Here is an 18718-nt window from a genome sequence, read left to right as displayed (position 1 = left end):
GTCCGGCCCCGGCTGGACCAACCACTCATCCCGTGATCGGATCCTGTATGCCACTGTTCCGCACATCCGACCGGCGAACGGTCGGTTCCGTCTCGGCGGTCACCGCCGCAGTCGCGCTCACCATCGCCCTCACCGCGTGCACGGGTCCAGCCGCGAGCGACGTCACGGGGTCGGTGGCGGACGCGACCGGCACGCCCAGGGCACCGGTCGGCCCGAACGCGGTCACGCAGCCGGTGCCGGGAGCATCGAGCACGCCCGACCCGACGACGTGGTCGACCGCGGTCGCGCCGGCCGGGTTCACCGTCGTGATCGTGACCGCCGTGGCACCTGGCACCGACCCCGAGCTCGACGCCGCGGTGGACGCGATCCGCTCACGTGCGACTTCTGCCACGGTTCGCACGGCGACGGTGTCTCCCGGTGCGTCCGGTTCCGGCGATCCCTTCGCGGACGTGCTGGCCGACGCGCCGGATCTCGTCGTCGTCCTCGGCCCCGAGCTGCTCGATGCGGCGGACCGTTCGTCGGCGTCGAACCTCGGGCGGCAGTTCCTCGTCGTCGGTGCGCAGTTGCCCGAACCGACGGTGAACGTCACCGCGGTGGTCTGGCCGGGTGCGTCCGCTCGGCGGGCCGACGAACCACGGACGGCGCCGAACGGCATGCCCGAGGTGGCTCAGCGTGCGGGCGACGCCTTCCAGGCGGGCCTCGCCGCGCTCCTCGAGGACACGACGGGCGGCGTACTCGTCCTGCTGTGAGGCCTCGTCAGCTCGATGGTCCGGCTAGTCCTGCGGAATGAGCGGGACGATGTCACGGCTCGGCGGCACGACCTCGCCGCTCTTGCTGCCGCCGATGACCTTGCCCTCCGGGCGGTCGTAGACGAGGTCGAACTCGGTCTCGTCGGTGCGGACCCAGGCGCCGATCCAGCCGGTCGCCGTCTCGCCGGCCGGTGTCGCCTGCAGGAGCGAGTAGCCGGCCGACGCCATCGGCGCCTTCAACTCTTCGGGCGTGCCGAGGCCGAGTGTCACGTAATCGAGGTTGACGGCACGGGTGGTGACCGAGACGCGATGAGGGAAGACGCTCCCGCCGTACTCGTCGCCGGCTTCGAGTCGGACCTGGACGAGCATCGGACGCAGGCCATCGGTGGTGCCTGCAGGCGCCGGGAAGTCGTCGACCATCGCGAGGGCGGTCACCTTCGTGCCGTCGACGGCGTCGGTGAGCGTCTGCTCCTGCACCGGTGTGCTCGGCGGCTGCGACACCGACGGTGTCGGTGAGGCGGAGGCGCGGTCGGCGTCCGACGATGAGCCGGCGGAGCAACCGGCGAGGGCGAGGGCAGCGACCGCGAGAGCTGCGGCCAGGGTCGTTCGACGAGAAGTGATGCGCATGACTCAATCCTGTCAGAGCGAGTCATTCGGCCCGATGGGCAGCACGAACCTTGACGGATCTCGACCGACCACTCTAGAGTCGTATTCAATTGTACAGTTGAATATAGATCGGATCGGACGACGTGGGCGAACAGGAGATCGAGCAGGACGAACCACTGCTCGACCGAGCGTTCCTCGCGCTGGCGGATCCGATCCGGCGGCGCATGATCGCCCGCCTGAGTCGTGGACCAGCGACGGTCAACGAGCTGGCGGAGCCGTTCTCGATCACGGTGCAGGCGGTGTCCAAGCACATCCAGGTCTTGGAGACGGCCGGCCTCGTGACCCGGACGAGAGACGCCCAGCGCCGACCCGTCCATCTCGCGCCCGCCATGCTCGCGCGGCTCACCGGTTGGATCGACCACTACCGCCTCGACCATGAGCAGCGCTTCCGCCGGCTGGACACGCTCTTGGCGTCGACGTCGACGCCGGAGCGACCGACACCACCACACCACCTCGCCGCAGAGGAGCAGGAATCATGACCAGTCCCGTGACCATCACCGCACCTGAGGGCACACCCTTCATCGAGATCGTCCGCGATTTCGACGCCCCGATCGCCGCCGTCTTCAACGCCTACGCCGACCCGGACCTCGTCCGCAGGTGGAACGGCCCGAACGGCTACGAGATGCGGATCGACGCCTACGACCTCACGACCGGCGGCCGCTACCGCTACGTCCACGCCGATCCGGAGGGGAACGAGTACGCCTTCACCGGCGTCTTCCACCGGGTGCGGCCCGATGAGCTCATCATCCAGACGTTCGAATGGGAGGGCATGCCGGACGAGGTGAGCCTCGAGACGATGCGGTTCTCAGACCTCGGCGACGGCCGCACGCGCGTGTCGGGATGGAGTGTGTTCCCGAGCATCGAAGGACGCGACGGCATGATCGAGAACGGGATGGAGCGCGGCGTCGTCGAGGGGTTCGAACGGCTCGACGCGCTGCTCGCCCACTGAGTCGCGGACCTGCCGGGCGAATCGGCGGAGACCCGTCAGACAGCGCCACCGAAGTAGACCTCGACCTCCCGGACGGTGCCGGCGACGACACGAGTCGCTTCCAGGTTGCGGTACGTCTTCCCTTGTACGACGTACTCGTAGCGGTGGAGGACGATGCCGTCGGTCTCGACGATCTGGAGCGTCACGCCCGGAGTGTCGAAATGGTCGGCACTCGGGAAGCAGCGCTTGAGCCACGCCGCTCGGTCGATGTGGTCGTCCTGCGGGCTCGTGAAGACGAAGTCCTCGTGCATGAGCGCCTCGGCGGCAGCCCGATCCTGCTCGCGGAACGCCCGCATGAACGCCAGAACCGTGTCGATCGCCGATGGACGCATGCGGTGATCCTACGCGCGGGCCTGGCGCTGCGGTCGGGGAAGGTGTCCGCGTGGGGCCCTTCGACAAGCTCAAGGGCCGATCGCCGGCGTCTCAGTCTCTGCACCGATCGTGCGACCCGCGGGAATCTCCCGCCCCGTTCCTCGAGAACCGCCGAACCTCGCTCCCTGAGCCTCTCGAAGCGGCCACGAGCGACCTTCCCACGGCGCGTCACGCCGACCCCTGAGCCTGTCGAAGGGCGCCCTGAGGGACCTTCCCCACCGCACCTCCACGGACTCCACGACCGCATCACCGCCGATCCCTGAGCCTGTCGAAGGGCACCCCGAGCGACCTACCCCACCGCACCTCCACGGACTCCGCGACCGTGTCACCGCCGGTCCCTGAGCCTGTCGAAGGGCGCCCCGAGCGGACGTCACCTGTCGGATAAATAACCAGATCAAAGGCTGATTCGGCGTGCGTTCGAATGTCAGTGGTCCGTGTTTGGATGGATCCATGACCAGCACCGCACCAAGCCCGCTCGCCGCCGCCGCGGCCGGGTTCAATGCGGTGTGGCAGGGTGCGCTCGACGCGATCCGTTCAGGTTCCGGTGTCGCGGAGCAGCTCGAGAACATGAACGACGAGGCGATCCTGCGGGTCCTCGACGAACTCGGTGCCGTGCAGCATGCGGTCGAGGTCCTCGCGGCCCGCGTCGTCGGCGCGATCGCGTTGCGGCCGTCGCCCAGTGGCCGCGACGGCACCCTCGTGCGCGCCGCCGGCTACGCCAACCCGGGCGTCATGGTCGCCGAACGGTGGCGCGTCTCCCGCGCCCGCGGCGCGGCGATCGCCGAGGTCGGTGCCGCCATCACCCAACCGCGCGGGCTGCTCGGCGAGTTGGAGGAATGCCCGTTCCCCGAGATCGCCGCCGCCCTCGAACCGACGCCCGAACCCGACGACGACACCGAACCGACCCACGTTCTCGACGGCACAACCGATCCCACCGCCGATCCCCGCTCCGCCGTGGCCGAAGGTGATCCACACGACCACGGCACGCTCGGCAGCCCCCGATCACCCCTCAGCGTCGATGGTGCTGCGGTCATCGTCCGCGAGCTCCGCAACGCGGGCCGCATCTGCACCAAACCCGAACTGCAAGCCGCATCGGTCATCGCCATCGAGCACGCCGCCCATGCACCCCTGCAGGACGTCACCCGCATCGCGAAACTCGTCCGCACCCGCCTCGACCAAGACGGCCGCGAACCCCGCGACGAACTCCTCCGCCGAGCCGAACGCTGCACCATCCACGAACTCCCCACCGGCATGACCCTCCTCCGCGCCGAACTCGCCCCCGAAAGCGCCGCCTTCATCCGCGCCGGCCTCGACGCCCTCATCGCAGCCACCACCCGCCGTCCCCACTTCATCCACCCCGACACGGCCGACCCCGCCGAGCAACCCGACGGATCCGGCACCCCGATGCCCGACGGGCCCACCCTCATCCCCATCGACCGACGACGCGCCATCGCCCTCACCGAGACCTTCCGACACCTGGCCGGCTGCAGCGCCGCCGCCACCGAACTCACCCCCGTCACCGTCATCATCCGCACCGACCACGACACCCTGCAAACCGGCCTCGGCACCGCCACCATCGACGGCATCGACGAACCCATCGGCCCTGGCGCCCTCCGCCGCCTCGCCGCCGACGCCAACCTCATCCCCATGATCCTCAACGGCCCCTCCCAAGTCCTCGACCTCGGCACCAGCACCCGCCTCTTCACCCGCGCCCAGAAACTCGCCCTCGCCGAACGCGACGGCGGCTGCGCCTGGACCGGCTGCACCCACCCACCATCCTTCACCGAAGCCCACCACATCCGATGGTGGTCCCAAGGCGGACCCACCAACCTCGACAACGGGGTACTCCTCTGCCCCTTCCACCACCACCGCATCCACGACGACCACTGGACCATCACCATCCAGAACGGCATCCCCTGGTTCATCCCACCCAGCCACATCGACCGCCACCGAACCCCCATCCGAGGCGGACGAATCCACCTCGCCGCCTGAACCCGGGGCACCCCTCTGCCTGCACACACCCTTCGACAAGCTCAGGGACCGACACAGGAACCACCGCGCGCCCCAGCCACCGGCCACCGGCGCCAGAGCCGAGAACCCGACCCCACGGTCCCTGAGCCTGTCGAAGGGCACACGGACAACCACCACCCTTCGACAAGCTCAGGGACCGAAACGGGGACCCAGCACACCCAGACACGTCAGGGAATGACGCTGTCTTCGACAGACCGGCCATCCCGGTCCCTGAGCCTGTCGGCACACGAGCGACCACCTGACCTTCGACAGGCTCAGGGACCGGGGACACCTGCTCAGGGGGCGGGGACACCGCCTCGAAGACCTGGGCCGCTACCTCGGCGCAGGGCGCCAGCTCGAGGGACGGGAAGAGTTCAGCTCAAGCGCTCGGGGCCGCCGTCGACTCCCGCACGACGAGCTGCGGCACCGAACGCACCACGCCGACGGAGTCCGCATCACTCAGCACCTCGAGCAGCGTCGACATGATCGTCCGCCCGAGCTCCGGGAAGTCCTGCCGCATCGTCGTCAGCGGCGGCGCGAAATGCTCGGCCTCCGGGATGTCGTCGAACCCGACGACGCTCACGTCGCCCGGCACCCGCAGGCGGCGCTCCGACAGCGCATGGATCATGCCGAGCGCCATCTGGTCGTTCGCCGCGAACACGGCCGTGAACGATTCGCCGACCCGACCACCGGACCGCCCAGCGCCGCCGTCCCCGCGATCGACCCTGAAGTCCGCCACGAGCTCCCGCCCGAGTCGAAACCCGCTCGCCGGCGTCCAGTCGCCCACCAACGGCTCGCGGGCGACGAGCCCGTGCTCGGACAGCGCATCCCGCCACCCCCGCACCCGCTCCAACGCGTCCACCGAATCCGCCGGGCCCGCGAGATGCGCGATACGGCGATGGCCCAACCCGACGAGGTGGTCGACGAGGATCCGCGCCCCCTGGTACTGGTCGATCGAGACACTGTGGAACCCGTCCCGACGACTCGACTCGACCGCGACGAGCGGCACCCCGAGCTCGATCCCGCGCACCGCGTCGAGCGCCCCGCGATGCGCCGCGATGAGCACGATCGCCTCCACGTTCTGCCGCAGCAACAACTCGACGGCCTGCCGCAGCGAAGCCGGATCCGACTCGAGCATGCTCGCCATACTCACCGCGTATCGGGCGTCCCGTGCTGCCTCGTTGAAGCCGAGCGCCGTACTCGACGGCCCGTAGTCCGGCCCCCCGGTCGTGATGAGGCCGATCGTCCGCGAACGGCGGGTGACGAGTGCCCGCGCAGCCTGCGAGGGCGTGTACCGCAACTGCTTGATCGCCTGCTCGACCCGCTGCCGCGTCGCCGGTCGCACGTTCGGCAACTCGTTGAGCACCCTGGACACGGTCTGGTGCGAGACCCCGGCGAGGCGCGCCACATCGAAGATGTTCGCGACCCGTGCCTTCTCGTCGTCGTTACCCACCAGTCCTGCCGGCTCCCACCTGACGGCTTCCGCACGTCGCTCTCAGAGAAGATTATCTGGCTGTCCGGGAGGTCGCCGCGACGGCGCCGACCTCCCGTCGCTCAAGTCCGTCTCGAGGTGAGCACCTTCTGCAGGATGATGAACACGAGCAGTAGCGCACCGATGAAGATCTTCGTCCACCACGACGTGAGATTGCCGTCGAAGGTGATCAGCGTCTGGATGGTGCCGAGCACGAGCACCCCCAGCACCGAACCGAGCACGTAGCCGTACCCGCCGGTGAGCAGGGTCCCGCCGATCACCACCGCGGCGATCGCATCGAGCTCGGTCCCGATCGCGGTGAGCGCGTAGCCGGAGAGCGTATAGAAGGTGAACAGGATCCCCGCCAGCCCCGAGCAGAAGCCGCTGATGACGTAGACGAGTACCTTTGTGCGGGCGACCGGCAGACCCATCAGGTTGCCGGACTGCTCGCTCCCACCGATCGCGTACACCGTCCGCCCGAGCCGCGTGAACTGCAGCACGAGCACGGCCGCGATCACGACGACCACCGCGACGACGACACTCCAGGTGATGCTCAACCGCCCACCGAGCGGGATGCGGGTGTTAGCGAGGTCCACGAACAGCGGATCGGTGATGGTGATCGTCGTGTTGCTGATGACGTAGCAGAGGCCACGGGCGAGGAACATCGCCGCGAGGGTCGCGATGAACGGTTGGATCTTGAACCGATGGATCATCAACCCGACGAGCAGGCCGAGGGTGGAGGTGATCACCAGGATGAGTGGGATGATCACCGCCGGCGGCCAACCGGCCTCGAGCAGCTTCGCCGTGATCATCGTCGACATCGCGAGCACCGCACCGACCGACAGGTCGATGCCACCGGTGAGGATCACGAAGGTCATGCCGACCGCGAGCACGATGAGGTACGCGTTGTCGATGAACAGGTTGAACACGATCTGCGGGTTCGTGAACCCGCGGTATCGCGACGCACCGACGACGAACATGAGCACCAGAAGGATCGCCGTGACGAGCACCGGCCCGTACTTCGGGTTCGTGAAGACGTCGCGGACGAGGGCGAGTGGTCCACCCGCGGCGGTTCGGCCGGGCCGACCCGGACGGCTGGGTCGACCGTCGACCGGTCGGCGCAGCTTCGGTTCCTGACGGGTCGCGGTCATGACGCCACCACCTCCTTCGGGCTCGTGCGGTTCGCTCTCCGGCGCCAGCCCGCGATCGCCTGAGCGGTACGCGGCGACTGCAGCAGGCAGACGGCGGTGACGACCGCCGCCTTGAACACCATGGTCGTGATCGGCGGGATACCGACCGTGTAGACGGTGGTGACGAGGGTCTGGATGACCAGGGCTCCGATGAGCGTTCCGAAGAGGGAGTACCGACCACCGGCGAGTGAGGTGCCGCCGATGACCACCGCGAGGATCGCGTCGAGTTCGATGAACAGGCCGGTGTTGTTCGCGTCGGCCGAGGTCTGGTTGCTCGTCATGATCAGGCCGGCGATCGCCGCACAGAAGGCGGTGAACACGTAGACGCCGATCAGGAGGCTCTTCGACCGCACACCGGCGAGCCTGCTGGCTTCCGGGTTGATGCCCACCGACTCGATGAAGAGCCCGAGGGCGGTCCGCCGGGTGATGATCGCGGCGAGCGCCAGGATCACCGCCGCGATGACGACCGACACCGGCAGTCCGAGGATGAAGCCGGAGCCGAGCCATTTGAACGGATCGCTGCGGATCGTCAGGATCTGGCCTTCGGTGATGAGCATCGCGACGCCACGTCCGGCGGTCATGAGGATGAGCGTACCGATGATGGGCTGGATGCCGAGTACGGCGATGAGGAAGCCGTTCCAGACGCCGAGGACGAGCGACACGAGGATCGCGACGACGACGGCCACGAGGACCGTGCCGAGGTTGTCCGGGTCTGGAGCCCCGAGGATGATCGAGCAGGCGACGGCACCGGAGATCGCGCAGACCGCACCGACGGACAGGTCGATGCCGCGGGTGGCGATCACGAGCGTCATGCCGACCGCGATGATCATCGTCGGCGAACCGTTCCGGAGGATGTCGATGAGGCTACCGAACAGGTGACCGTCTCGGACCTGCAGGGCGAAGAACCCCGGGAACGCGATCAGGTTCACGAGCAGCAGTGCCACGAGCATGGCGATGGGCCAGAACAGGCGGTGGGCGAGGAGGTTCATCGGGTCGTCTCCTGGTCGATGGCGGGGCGCTCCGGGAGGTCCGGCCCGAAGGGGTCGGGGCCGGTGTCGACGTCGACCTCGGCGGTGGGTTCCTCCTGTGAGCCGTCGGCGATGATCGCGAGCAACGTGTCGGTGGTGAGCCCTTCGTTGGGCAGGTCGGCGACGAGCTTCCGGTCGCGCATCACGGCGATCCGGTGGCTCAGCCGTAGGACCTCCTCGAGCTCCGCCGAGATGTAGATGACGCTCATCCCGTTGTCGGCGAGGTTGGCGACGAGCTTCTGGATCTCGGCCTTCGCCCCGACGTCGATGCCGCGGGTCGGCTCGTCGAGGATGAGCAGGCGCGGCGCGATCGCGAGCCACCGTGCCAGGAGGACCTTCTGCTGATTGCCGCCGGAGAGGTTCTTGACGAGCGCATCCGGGTTCGCCGGACGGATGTTGAGGGCGGTGATGTAGCTGTCCGCGAGTTCGTCGAGACGACGCTTGGGGATCGGGCGGAACCATCCTCGGTCGGCCTGCAGCGCGAGGGCGATGTTGTCGCGGATCGACAGTTCGTCGACGATCCCCTCCGTGCGCCGGTTCTCGCTCGAGTAGACGACGCGGTCGCGGAGCGCCTGGCGCGGGTTGCGGAACCGCGTCGGCTTGCCGGTCACCTGCAGCTCACCGGAGTCGGAACGATCGACGCCGGCCAGCAATCTGGCGAGTTCGGTGCGACCGGAACCGAGGAGACCGGCGAGCCCGACGACCTCACCCTCGTACACGCGCAGGTCCACGGGTTCGATGGAGCCCTTCCGTCCGAGGCCCGTGGCGAGCACGAAGGGCGTCTCCTCGTCGTCGCCGTTCTCGGCCGTCGTGGACTTCGCGCGTTGTTCGAGGTCGTCGAGGATCGTCAGCTCCTTGCCGATCATCTTCTGCACGAGCTCGATGCGGAGGATCTCCTCCGTGCGGTACTCACCGACGAGCTTGCCGTTGCGGAGCACTGTCAGTCGGTCGGAGATCTCATAGACCTGGTCGAGGAAGTGGGAGACGAACAGGATCGCGACCCCGTCGGCCTTGAGCGTCTGGATGATGCGGAACAACTCCTGCACCTCGTCGACGTCGAGGCTGGAGGTCGGTTCATCGAGGATGAGGACGCGCGCGTTGATGTCGATGGCACGGGCGATGGCGACGAGCTGCTGCACGGCGAGGGAATGGGACCCGAGCAGCGAACCCGGGTCGATGTCGAGGTTCACGCGGGTCAACAGCTCGGCCGACCGGCGGCGCATCGCCCGCCAGTCGATGCCGCCGAAGCGTCGTGGCTCACGGCCGAGCATGATGTTCTCGGCGACGCTGAGGTTCGTGAGGAGGTTGACCTCCTGGTACACCGTGCTGATACCGGCCGCCTGGGCCTGCGCCGTGCCGCTGAACGAGACGGAGCGGCCCTCGAGGGTGATGGTGCCGGAGTCGATCTGGTAGACGCCCGTCAGGGCTTTGATGAGCGTCGACTTGCCAGCGCCGTTCTCGCCCATGAGCGAGTGGACCTCGCCCGGGTACATCCGGAAGTCGACGCCGTCGAGCGCCTTCACGCCCGGGAAGGTGATGGAGATGTCCGCCATGTCGACGACGGGCGTGATCGTCGCGGTGTGCGGGGTCGACTGCGTGCTCGGCACAGTGGTCATGGTGCGCTCTCTTCGTCGAGGCGGGTCTGGTCGTCGCGGGGTGCCGGACACCGACCGATCGGATGAGCGGTCGGCCGGTGTCCGGTGGCGTGGTGCCTAGTACTTGCGATCGGGCAGTGCCGCCTTGGCCTGCTCCTGGTCGAACGTCGTCTCCTCCGTGAGGATCCGCTTCTCGACCGGCTCACCGGCGACGACCTTCTTGACCACGTCGACGAGCTGGTTCCCGAGGAGCGGCGAGCACTCCACGATGTAGTTGATCTTGCCGTCGGCGAGCGCCTGCATGCCGTCCTTCACCGCGTCGACGGTGATGATCTTGATGTCGGTGCCCGGCTTCAGACCGGCCGCCTCGACGGCTTCGATCGCGCCGAGGCCCATGTCGTCGTTGTGCGCGTAGATCACGTCGACGTCCGGGTTGGACTTCAGGAGCGCCTCGGTGACCTGCTTGCCGCCGGCCCGCGTGAAGTCGCCCGTCTGCGATGCGACGACCTCGAACTTGCCGTCGTCCTTGATGGCCTCGGCGAAGCCCTCGGCCCGGTCGATCGCCGGAGCGGCACCGGTCGTGCCCTCGAGCTGCATGATCTTGACCGGCTCGGTCGTGTCCTTGTACTCGTTCACGAGCCATTCGCCGGCCTTCTGCCCCTCGAGCACGAAGTCGGAGCCGAGGAAGCTCTCGTACAGGCTGTCGTCCTTGGAGTCCACGGCCCGGTCGGTGAGGACGACAGGAATGCCGGCGTCCTTCGCCTCCTTGAGGACCGCGTCCCAGCCGGACTCGACGACCGGCGAGAAGGCGATGACGTCGACCTGCTGCGAGATGTAGGAGCGGATCGCCTTGATCTGGTTCTCCTGCTTCTGCTGCGCGTCGGAGAACTTCAGCTCGATGCCGGCATCCTTGAACGCGGACTGGATGTCCTTCGTGTTGGCCGTGCGCCAACCGCTCTCCGCACCGACCTGCGCGAATCCGACGACGATGTCCGACGGGTCCTTCGCGCCTCCAGCGGAATCGTCGCCGCCCGATGCACAGCCGACGAGCGCCAGCAGCATGGCGCCGGCCAGGGCTCCGCCCAGAATCTTCTTGTTCACAATGAACCTCCTTGTTCAGCGAACCGGCGTGCTCCAGGGTGCTGTGGTGCGGGTGCCGGGGACCAGTTCGTTCTGGCCTGGTTGATGTTAGCGCTCACAATTCTCGCCACACAAGGATGATTGGTCACGAAATGGTCACGTGGCATTGCGACGACTCCCCGCGCCACGACAACGTTGTGAGCGATAACACTCCGCAGATGGGGAGTGGTGCCCATCGCCGACGGCCACCCGACCTCGGTACCGTGATGGACGAACCGCCGGTCGCGCGGGCACAGCGCGTTCAGCTGCGCGTCGCGACCGACACCCGAAGAGGAGCACACATGATCATCTGGACCCGCTGGGGCATCGTCGTCTTCCTGATCTTCGGGCTCTCCGTGGGCGCAGGCTTCCTCCTCAAGGCGATCGTCTCACCCGACGGCGGATCGGCGCAGTCCGGGGTGTTCGTCGGCATCGGGTTCCTGCTCGGCGCCGTCGCATGCTGGGCCTTCGGGAAGTTCGCGCTGGCGAAGCTGGACGCACCGCGGCCGGTCGTCGTCTGGCAGCCGCTCGCGCAGCCGTACGTCAACGAGCACGGCATCACCGTGAAGCAGGAGGCCGTCCCCGTGCGCCACCCGCAGACCGGCGAGCAGCTCTACAGCCGTCCGAGCTCCACGCTCTTCTTCATCCCCGTCCGCTTCTGGGCGTACGTCATCGGCGCACTGGGTGTCGTCACCATCGTCGTGAACGTGGTGCGCGGCTGACACTCAGCCCTGGCGACCCTTCCACCGCGGGTTCTGCTTGTTGATGACGAACACCCGGCCACGGCGGCGGACGATCTGCGACCCCGGCTTGTCCTTGAGCGACTTGAGTGATGCGCGGACCTTCATGGCGACCTCCTGTGATCACGATGCGTGCTACCTTGTTGAGAACGGTTCTCAACAGAACGCACTGTAGCACCCCATCGACCAGGAGCACCCGCCGTGACCACGCCTCGCATCCCGCTGACCGTGACGCTCGTCCTCGGCGCTTGCCCGCCGGAGCGTCGCACCGTGGCCCGACAGATCGCCGGACGATCCGCGGCGCTCGTCACGATCGAGCGGCAGGATGACAACGAGAGCGCCCACCCCGACATCGACGACGCCATCGACGCCGTCGTACGACACCCGCTCGCTCCCCGGCATCTCGTCCTCGATTGCGGGAGCACGGTCCGTCCCGTCGACGCGGTCTCCGCCGTCCTCGGGCACCGCGACACGGCCGTCCTGGACGCCGTCGTGACCGTCGTCGACGCAGCCCATCTCCTGCACGACCTCCAGGACGACGAGTACGTCACCCACGACGAGGACGGCGACACGGCGTACACCGCACGATCGATGATCACCGTGGAGCAGCTCGAGTATGCGGACACCATCGCCGTCGCAGGTCGACGCGGCGTGACGCACGAACGACTCGCGGTGCTCCTCGCCCTCCTCAGCCATCTGAACCCGACGGCGCTGACGCGGATGGTCGAGCCGGTCGCGGCCCGACCGCGCGCCACACCCGGCGCTCCGGCCACCGTGAGCACCCGTGAGCCGCTCGCCCGCTACCGCGACTCCCCCTTCGAACTGGACCGCTTCAGCACGTCCCCCGGGTGGATCGCGATGCTGAACGGCGAGCACCGGCCCTGGGTGGATCACGACCGCGTGACCACCCTGCGGTTCGACAGCCCCCGACCGATGCACCCGGAACGACTCCTCGCCTGCTTCGACGGACCGATCGAGGCGGGGCGGTTCGGACAGGTCCTCCGTACGGCGGGGTTCCTCGTCCTCGCGACGCGCGCCTCCCGCGTCGGGGTGCTGCAGCACGTCGGCTCGATGATCGATCTGGAACCCACGTCGTTCGAGACGAACGACCCCGGCGCACCGCTCGGTCAGGAGCTCGTCGTCACCGGGATCGACCTCGACGAGGTCGCCATCACCGCCGCCCTGCACGCCTGCACCCTGACGGACGAGGAACTCCTCGCCGGGCCAGCGGCGTGGGCGCACTACCCGGACGCCTTCACGCCATGGAGCACCACCCACGAACACTGAGCAGCGGGCCCGTCAACTGCCCGAAACGGTTCGGATCTCGGTCGATTTCGTGCAGGTTTGGGCGACTCAGTGGATCCGCGCGCTCACCCACTCCTCGCGGACGAACCGCACGAACTGCTCGACGGCGGGCGACACCGCCCGGGCACGGCTGGTGGCGACGCCGATCACCCGGACCGCCTCGTCGTCGAGCGGGACGAGCACGACGCCCTCCATGCTCGTGGAATCGGGAAGGACCGCGATCCCGACCCCGGCGCGCACGAGACCCCGGAGCGTCGACAGCTCGGACACCTCCATCGTCACCCGCGGCACGACGCCGTGCCTCGCGAAGTAGGCGTCCGCGATCTGCCGGAGCCCCGAGTCCGTCGTCATCGCGAGGAACTCCGTCTGCTCGAGGTCGGACGCCGCCAACGACGTCCGATCGGCGAGCGCGTGCCCGACCGGCACACCCAGCGCGAGCCGCTCGGAGGTGAGCGGACGCCACTCGATGTCCGGATCACGCGGTTCCGGGCTGAGGAAGGCGACGTCGGCCGAGCCGGAGCGGAGCGCGTCCAGCACGCTGTCGGCCTTCCCACCGTCGAGGACGAACCGGATGTCCGGCAACAGCTGGCGGTACTCGCTCACGATGCGCGGGATGAGCCAGCCGCCGAGGGATGACACGTAGGCGATGGACACGAGGCCGGCCGAGGGGTCGCGGAGCTCGTCGATCCGCGACTGCGCGTTGTCGAGCTCGGTCTGCGCCCGGAGCGCGTGCACGAGGAGGATCTCGCCGTAGCGATTGAGTTCGAGCCGACTGCGGTGACGGTCGAACAACTCGACACCGGCGTCCGCCTCGAGCCGGCCGATCGCCCGCGTGAGCGTCGACTGGGAGATGCCGAGCGCCTCAGCGGCGTACGGGACGTGACCGTCTTCGGCGAGCGCCCGAAGGTACGCGAGTTCGTCGATCCTCATGCCCTCATGATGCCGCACCGGCGAGCCCGGCTGGGGCGCACCTCGACAAGCTCGGTGACCGGGGGTGGCGCTCGGTGACCGGATGCAGCGCGGCGACCGGGGCGCGCTAGCGTGGTGCAGTGATCCGCAGTCCGCGACCGAGCCAGGCGGCGACCGGCGCCCTCCTCGTCCTGGCCGGACTCGTGTGCCAGGAGCTCGGCGCGTCGATCGCGGTCACGCTCTTCCCGCAGGTCGGTCCGATCGGCATGGTGACGCTGCGCCTCGTGTTCGCCGCCGTCATCCTGCTGGCCGTCGCCCGCCCGGCCCTTCGCGGACACCCGAGGAGCGCCTGGCGATCGGCGATCGGTTTCGGGCTTGTCCTCGCCGCGATGAACGTCTGCTTCTACCTGGCACTGGACCGCATCCCGCTCGGCCCGGCGGTGACCCTCGAGATCCTCGGCCCGCTGGCGCTCAGCGTCGTCGCGGGTCGTCGATGGACGAGCGCGCTCTGGGCGGGCGTCGCCCTCGTCGGCGTCCTCCTCCTCGGCGGGGTGCTCCTCCACAGCGGACCGACCGCTGCGCTCGATCCGCTCGGCGTCGTCCTCGCACTCGCCGCCGGCGCCCTCTGGATCGGTTACATCCTGCTGTCGGCGCGGACGGGCGCGGAGTTCCCCGGCTTGAACGGTCTGGCGATCGCCGCCGCGATCGGCGCCCTGGTGACCATCCCGCTCGCTGCCACGACCGCCGGCACCGCCCTGTTCAACCCCGTCATCCTCCTGCTCGGCCTGGGCGTCGCCGCACTCTCGTCGGCCGTGCCGTATGCGCTGGAGTTCGTCGCCCTCCGCCGACTCAGCGCAGCGACGTTCTCGATCCTGCTCGCCTCGGCCCCGGCCATCGCCGCGATCGCCGGACTCCTCGTACTCGGTCAGCAGCTCACGACACCGCAGTGGCTCGGCATCGTCTGCGTGGTCGGTGCCGGCATCGGCGCCGTGCTCTCGGCCCGGCGCGGTCGTGCACCGGAGGTGCAGCCGAGCATCGCGCCGAGCTGAACCTCAGCTCATGCCGCTGCGAAGCGGGCGTGCACGCGGGAGGAGACGGTGATGTCCTCCGGCTTGAGATCGAGTGCGGTGTCGCCGGCAGGAGCCGCGGCCCCGCGCATCATCGGTGCCGCGGCCTGGCTCGACGGCGAGCGGGTGTCGTCGCCCAGCATGCCGGGTTCTGCCAGCGCGACGGGCCGCACGGAGCCGAGCCCGAGACTCCTGGCGTACGCGGTCGCGCGGTCCACCGCGTCTCGGACGGCGTTGTGCTGGGCCTCGGCCGTGATGCGGTGCTTCGTCGCCTCGGTGAGCGCCCAGGTGACCCCCGTGACCGTGACACCGTCCTGGGCCGCGATCTCCTCGGCCCAGCGGGCCAGTGCCTGGAGGTCGGCGAACTTCACCTCGAGCGCGACCGTCGCGTGGTGCACGAGCGGCAACTGCTTCCCGTCCTTGTTCCACGGCCGTTCACTCCACACTCGGAGCCGGTCGGCGGACCACCAGGTCACGGCCGACTGCGAGCGGAACTGCTCCGCCGCCTGACTGAGTGCGCGGTGCAGCGAGGTGGTGTGCGAGACGACGGGCTCACGCTCCGGCCCCTGGAACCCCGCCGAGATGAGGACGGTGCCACGCTCGGCCGGGTGGTGGTAGTCGAAGCGCCCTTCGACGGTGATGATCGTTTCACTCATACCCGGCACTCTATCCCCGACGGCGGCTACGCTCTGGACCATGACGGACGGCGGAACGTGGGCGGATCGACGACGGGGACGACGGGGGAACGAGTACGGTCCAGCCAGCCGAGGACTCCCGCCGGGCGATGTCGAGACCGTCTCGAAGTACCTGAAGGAGCGCGTCTACGCGAGCTTCACCGGCCTCGCGATCGTCCTCGTGCTGGCGGCGAACGCGGAGCACCATGACGCTGCCGACGCGCTCTTCTCCCTCGTCATCGGTGTCGTCGGGATCACCCTCGCCGGTCTCGTCGCCGAGATGATCGCGCACCTCGCCGCGCACGGAGCCTTCCCCGACGAACGAGGCTGGCGCACGATGCTCCGGATCGCCTGGGGATCCCTCCTCACCGTCGCGACGCCCACGATCCTGCTCGTCCTCGCCGTCTTCGACGTCATGGAGGTGGAGACCTCACTGCGGGTGTCCGCGATCGTCTACCTCGTGACCCTGGGACTGAGCGGATGGTTCGCCGTCCGGCGCGCGCGGCTGTCCGTCTGGCAGCAGCTCGTCGCGCTCGCGGCCCTCGTGCTGCTCGGTGTCCTCGTCATCGGCGTGCAGGTCCTGGCCCACGGCTGAACCGCTCACTCGAGCTCGGACCACCTCGGAAATGCCCGGACGCTCGACGACGTTGCAGAGCACGTGAGCACTCCGGAGACCGTCGACGTCGTCGTGATCGGCGCGGGTCAGGCGGGGCTGTCGGCCGCGTACCACCTGCATCGCCGCGGTTTCGTGCCACTGGGCACCACCGAGGGCGCGAGCGCAGCGCGCACCTTCGTCGTCCTCGACGCGAACGATGCGCCGGGCGGCGCCTGGCAGCACCGGTGGCGGTCGCTCACCATGTCGACCGTCAACGGGATCTACGACCTGCCGGGCATGCCCAAGCCCGAGCTCGATCCGGCCTCGCCGAGTGTCGACGTCATCCCGCCGTACTTCGCCGCGTTCGAGGAGCGGTTCGCCCTCGCGGTCCGCCGCCCGGTACAGGTGCGTGCCGTCCGCCGCGAGGACGACGATCCACACGGCCGACTCCTCGTCGAGACCGCTGCGAGCGCCGCATCCTCGGGTGCCGACTCCCCCGTCGCTGCGTTCCGGGCACGAGCGGTCGTCAACGCGACCGGCACCTGGACGAAACCGTTCTGGCCCGCCTATCCGGGGCGCGAACGCTTCGCCGGACGCCAGCTGCACGTGGCCGACTACGTCTCCGCCGAGGAGTTCCGCGGCCAACGCGTCGTCGTCGTCGGTGCCGGCATCTCGGCCATCCAACTCCTCGAGGAGATCTCGCGGGTGGCGGAGACGGTGTGGATGACGCGGCGCGAACCGGAGTGGGTGGAGGACGACTTCGACACCGCCGCCCGGGTGGAGGCGATCAAGGGCGTCGAGGAACGCGTGCGCCAGGGCCTCCCACCGGGCAGCGTGATCTCCGTGACGGGGATGCACTGGACGCCGTGGGCGCGGGCGGCCGAGGCGCGAGGCGTCCTGGCGCGTCAGCCGATGTTCCGCCGCATCGAGGAGCACGGGGTCGTCCTCGCCGACGGCTCGTTCCTTCCGGTCGACGCCATCCTCTGGGCCACCGGGTTCCGGGCCGCGCTCGACCACCTCGCGCCGCTCGGCATCAGGCTGCCCGGGGGCGGCATCCGTATCGACGGCACCAGGGCGGCCGACGAGCCGCGGGTGCACCTCATCGGCTACGGCCCGTCAGCGTCGACGGTCGGCGCGAACCGGGCCGGTCGGGCGGCGGTCCTGGCGATCCTCGCCGACCTCGACGCAGCCGTCCCGGTCCCGCTGCACTGAGTCCGTCACTGCACCGGCACGGGGATCGGCACGGCGGGAGCCCGCTCGGAGCGCACGAAGCCGATCCCGAGCAGGATGCAGACCCCGCCCAAGAGCTGCGCGAGCGACAGCTGCTCTCCCAGCAGGATCCACGCGAAGCCGGTCGCCGCGACCACCTCGAGGAGACCGGCGAAGGAGGCGAGCCGCGAGCCGAGCATCTGACTCGCGGTGATGCTCGCCGCATAGGCGACGGCCGTCGACACCACCCCGACGAACAGGAGCGGTACCCACCACACGACGTCGGTGCCGAGCACCGTGACGTCGGCGTCGGAGGTCGTGAACGGCACGCCCACGAGCCCGGCGAGCCACAGACTGAGCGCCCCGATGAGCAGCCCGATGGACGCGAACGCGACCGGCGGCAGTCCCTTGGCCGGTCGGGCCGAGATGACGTAGTACGCGGCGCAGCCCACCATCGCGAGGATGGCGAACAGGAGACCGACGGGGTCGAGCGTCGAACCACCGCTCGGAGCGACGACGAGCACGAGCCCGACGAGCGATACGACGGAGCCGACGAGGACGACCGTCGCGGGACGACGTCGGGTCAGGACCCACGCGACGACGACGAGCAGCAGCGGTGCCATGTACTCGACGAGGATCGCGGTCCCGACGGCGATGGTCTGCAGCGCCGCGAAGTAGACGAGCTGCGTCGCCGCCACCCCGATGAGGCCCATGCCGAGCAGTCGCCAGCGGCCACGCCAGACCGCGTCCCAGCGACCGCGGAGCGCGATGAGGGCGAACGGCGCGAGCACCAGGCCGCCGATCAGGGCGCGGACAGTGACCGCGGCAGCGGGGCTCCACCCCGACGCGAGCACCGGTTTGATGAATGCTCCGGAGGTGCCGAACGCGACCGCGGCGAGCACCGCGACGAGCAGACCGACCGTGGTCGAGGATGAGTGCTTCATGCGAGCCTCCAGCTGCCGCGAGTGGGGCCGGCAGAAGGGGTGGACGCCCGGCTGAGATGAAGCTACTCTCGCAGAGAGTAAGGAGTC

General features: G+C 69.1%; 20 protein-coding genes. 9 read left to right on the top strand and 11 right to left on the bottom strand.

The window, feature by feature from the left end; all coding sequences use genetic code 11:
• Nucleotides 1-47: 47 nt before the first annotated feature.
• Entirely contained in the window at nt 48-749 is a 702-nt protein-coding gene (locus tag QRN19_RS16680; protein WP_285028303.1) for a BMP family ABC transporter substrate-binding protein, read from the top strand.
• A gap of 24 nt (nt 750-773) precedes the next feature.
• Here QRN19_RS16680 and QRN19_RS16675 read toward each other — a convergent pair whose 3' ends face one another.
• Nucleotides 774-1376: a hypothetical protein gene (locus QRN19_RS16675; RefSeq protein ID WP_285028302.1), complete on the bottom strand. Its 603-nt coding sequence runs from the start codon at nt 1374-1376 to the stop codon at nt 774-776.
• A gap of 122 nt (nt 1377-1498) precedes the next feature.
• Between QRN19_RS16675 and QRN19_RS16670 the strand changes: the two genes are divergently transcribed.
• Nucleotides 1499-1894 carry an ArsR/SmtB family transcription factor gene (locus tag QRN19_RS16670; protein ID WP_502928310.1) on the top strand — a complete coding sequence of 132 codons (396 nt, stop codon included), beginning with the start codon at nt 1499-1501 and terminating at the stop codon, nt 1892-1894.
• On the top strand, nt 1891-2364 hold the full coding sequence (locus tag QRN19_RS16665) for an SRPBCC family protein (RefSeq protein WP_285028301.1): 474 nt from the start codon (nt 1891-1893) through the stop codon (nt 2362-2364). The genes QRN19_RS16670 and QRN19_RS16665 overlap by 4 nt, the downstream gene beginning before the upstream one ends.
• Before the next feature lie 35 nt (nt 2365-2399).
• On the opposite strand, the gene QRN19_RS16660 is transcribed toward QRN19_RS16665, so the two are convergent.
• The gene (locus QRN19_RS16660) at nt 2400-2735 is read right to left on the bottom strand and encodes a nuclear transport factor 2 family protein (RefSeq protein WP_285028300.1); all 336 of its coding nucleotides are present in this window, start codon (nt 2733-2735) and stop codon (nt 2400-2402) included.
• Between the two features lie 490 nt (nt 2736-3225).
• Here QRN19_RS16660 and QRN19_RS16655 point away from each other — a divergent pair, with 490 nt between their 5' ends.
• Nucleotides 3226-4767 carry an HNH endonuclease signature motif containing protein gene (locus QRN19_RS16655; protein WP_285028299.1) on the top strand — a complete coding sequence of 514 codons (1542 nt, stop codon included), beginning with the start codon at nt 3226-3228 and terminating at the stop codon, nt 4765-4767.
• Nucleotides 4768-5164: 397 nt separating this feature from the next.
• Here QRN19_RS16655 and QRN19_RS16650 read toward each other — a convergent pair whose 3' ends face one another.
• The 5 genes from QRN19_RS16650 to QRN19_RS16630 form a co-directional block, all read right to left on the bottom strand.
• Nucleotides 5165-6238, bottom strand: coding sequence for a LacI family DNA-binding transcriptional regulator (locus QRN19_RS16650; RefSeq protein WP_285028298.1), 1074 nt, complete (start codon nt 6236-6238; stop codon nt 5165-5167).
• Between the two features lie 101 nt (nt 6239-6339).
• Nucleotides 6340-7407: a galactofuranose ABC transporter, permease protein YjfF gene (gene yjfF, locus QRN19_RS16645; RefSeq protein WP_285028297.1), complete on the bottom strand. Its 1068-nt coding sequence runs from the start codon at nt 7405-7407 to the stop codon at nt 6340-6342.
• Nucleotides 7404-8435 (bottom strand): ABC transporter permease, encoded by a 1032-nt coding sequence (locus tag QRN19_RS16640; RefSeq protein ID WP_285028296.1) that lies wholly within the window; start codon nt 8433-8435, stop codon nt 7404-7406. The genes yjfF and QRN19_RS16640 overlap by 4 nt, the downstream gene beginning before the upstream one ends.
• The gene (locus QRN19_RS16635) at nt 8432-10090 is read right to left on the bottom strand and encodes a sugar ABC transporter ATP-binding protein (RefSeq protein WP_285028295.1); all 1659 of its coding nucleotides are present in this window, start codon (nt 10088-10090) and stop codon (nt 8432-8434) included. The genes QRN19_RS16640 and QRN19_RS16635 overlap by 4 nt, the downstream gene beginning before the upstream one ends.
• A 96-nt stretch (nt 10091-10186) precedes the next feature.
• Nucleotides 10187-11170: an ABC transporter substrate-binding protein gene (locus QRN19_RS16630; protein ID WP_350224043.1), complete on the bottom strand. Its 984-nt coding sequence runs from the start codon at nt 11168-11170 to the stop codon at nt 10187-10189.
• Nucleotides 11171-11490: 320 nt separating this feature from the next.
• Here QRN19_RS16630 and QRN19_RS16625 point away from each other — a divergent pair, with 320 nt between their 5' ends.
• A complete protein-coding gene (locus tag QRN19_RS16625) occupies nt 11491-11910 on the top strand; it encodes a hypothetical protein (protein ID WP_285028294.1) in 420 nt (139 codons plus the stop codon).
• Between the two features lie 3 nt (nt 11911-11913).
• Here QRN19_RS16625 and ykgO read toward each other — a convergent pair whose 3' ends face one another.
• Nucleotides 11914-12036: a type B 50S ribosomal protein L36 gene (gene ykgO, locus QRN19_RS16620; protein WP_079707423.1), complete on the bottom strand. Its 123-nt coding sequence runs from the start codon at nt 12034-12036 to the stop codon at nt 11914-11916.
• A 93-nt stretch (nt 12037-12129) separates the two neighbouring features.
• Here ykgO and QRN19_RS16615 point away from each other — a divergent pair, with 93 nt between their 5' ends.
• On the top strand, nt 12130-13215 hold the full coding sequence (locus QRN19_RS16615) for a GTP-binding protein (protein WP_285028293.1): 1086 nt from the start codon (nt 12130-12132) through the stop codon (nt 13213-13215).
• Between the two features lie 66 nt (nt 13216-13281).
• Here QRN19_RS16615 and QRN19_RS16610 read toward each other — a convergent pair whose 3' ends face one another.
• Nucleotides 13282-14163, bottom strand: coding sequence for a LysR family transcriptional regulator (locus QRN19_RS16610; protein ID WP_079707425.1), 882 nt, complete (start codon nt 14161-14163; stop codon nt 13282-13284).
• A 119-nt stretch (nt 14164-14282) separates the two neighbouring features.
• Between QRN19_RS16610 and QRN19_RS16605 the strand changes: the two genes are divergently transcribed.
• On the top strand, nt 14283-15191 hold the full coding sequence (locus QRN19_RS16605) for an EamA family transporter (protein WP_350224042.1): 909 nt from the start codon (nt 14283-14285) through the stop codon (nt 15189-15191).
• A gap of 8 nt (nt 15192-15199) precedes the next feature.
• Here the strand turns inward: QRN19_RS16605 and QRN19_RS16600 are convergent, their stop codons facing one another.
• Nucleotides 15200-15865, bottom strand: coding sequence for an SIMPL domain-containing protein (locus QRN19_RS16600; protein WP_285028292.1), 666 nt, complete (start codon nt 15863-15865; stop codon nt 15200-15202).
• Nucleotides 15866-15905: 40 nt separating this feature from the next.
• On the opposite strand from QRN19_RS16600, the gene QRN19_RS16595 reads away from it, so the two are divergent.
• The gene (locus QRN19_RS16595; RefSeq protein ID WP_285028291.1) at nt 15906-16478 is read left to right on the top strand and encodes a hypothetical protein; all 573 of its coding nucleotides are present in this window, start codon (nt 15906-15908) and stop codon (nt 16476-16478) included.
• A 63-nt stretch (nt 16479-16541) separates the two neighbouring features.
• Nucleotides 16542-17690: an NAD(P)-binding domain-containing protein gene (locus QRN19_RS16590; protein WP_285028290.1), complete on the top strand. Its 1149-nt coding sequence runs from the start codon at nt 16542-16544 to the stop codon at nt 17688-17690.
• Nucleotides 17691-17695: 5 nt separating this feature from the next.
• Here the strand turns inward: QRN19_RS16590 and QRN19_RS16585 are convergent, their stop codons facing one another.
• Nucleotides 17696-18631, bottom strand: a complete 936-nt coding sequence (locus QRN19_RS16585) for an EamA family transporter (RefSeq protein WP_285028289.1) — start codon at nt 18629-18631, stop codon at nt 17696-17698.
• Between the last annotated feature and the right edge of the window lie 87 nt (nt 18632-18718).

Origin of the sequence: Plantibacter sp. ME-Dv--P-122b, assembly GCF_030209375.1 — a bacterium.
Lineage (GTDB): Bacteria > Actinomycetota > Actinomycetes > Actinomycetales > Microbacteriaceae > Plantibacter.
This window is presented reverse-complemented; position numbering and strand designations above follow the sequence as displayed.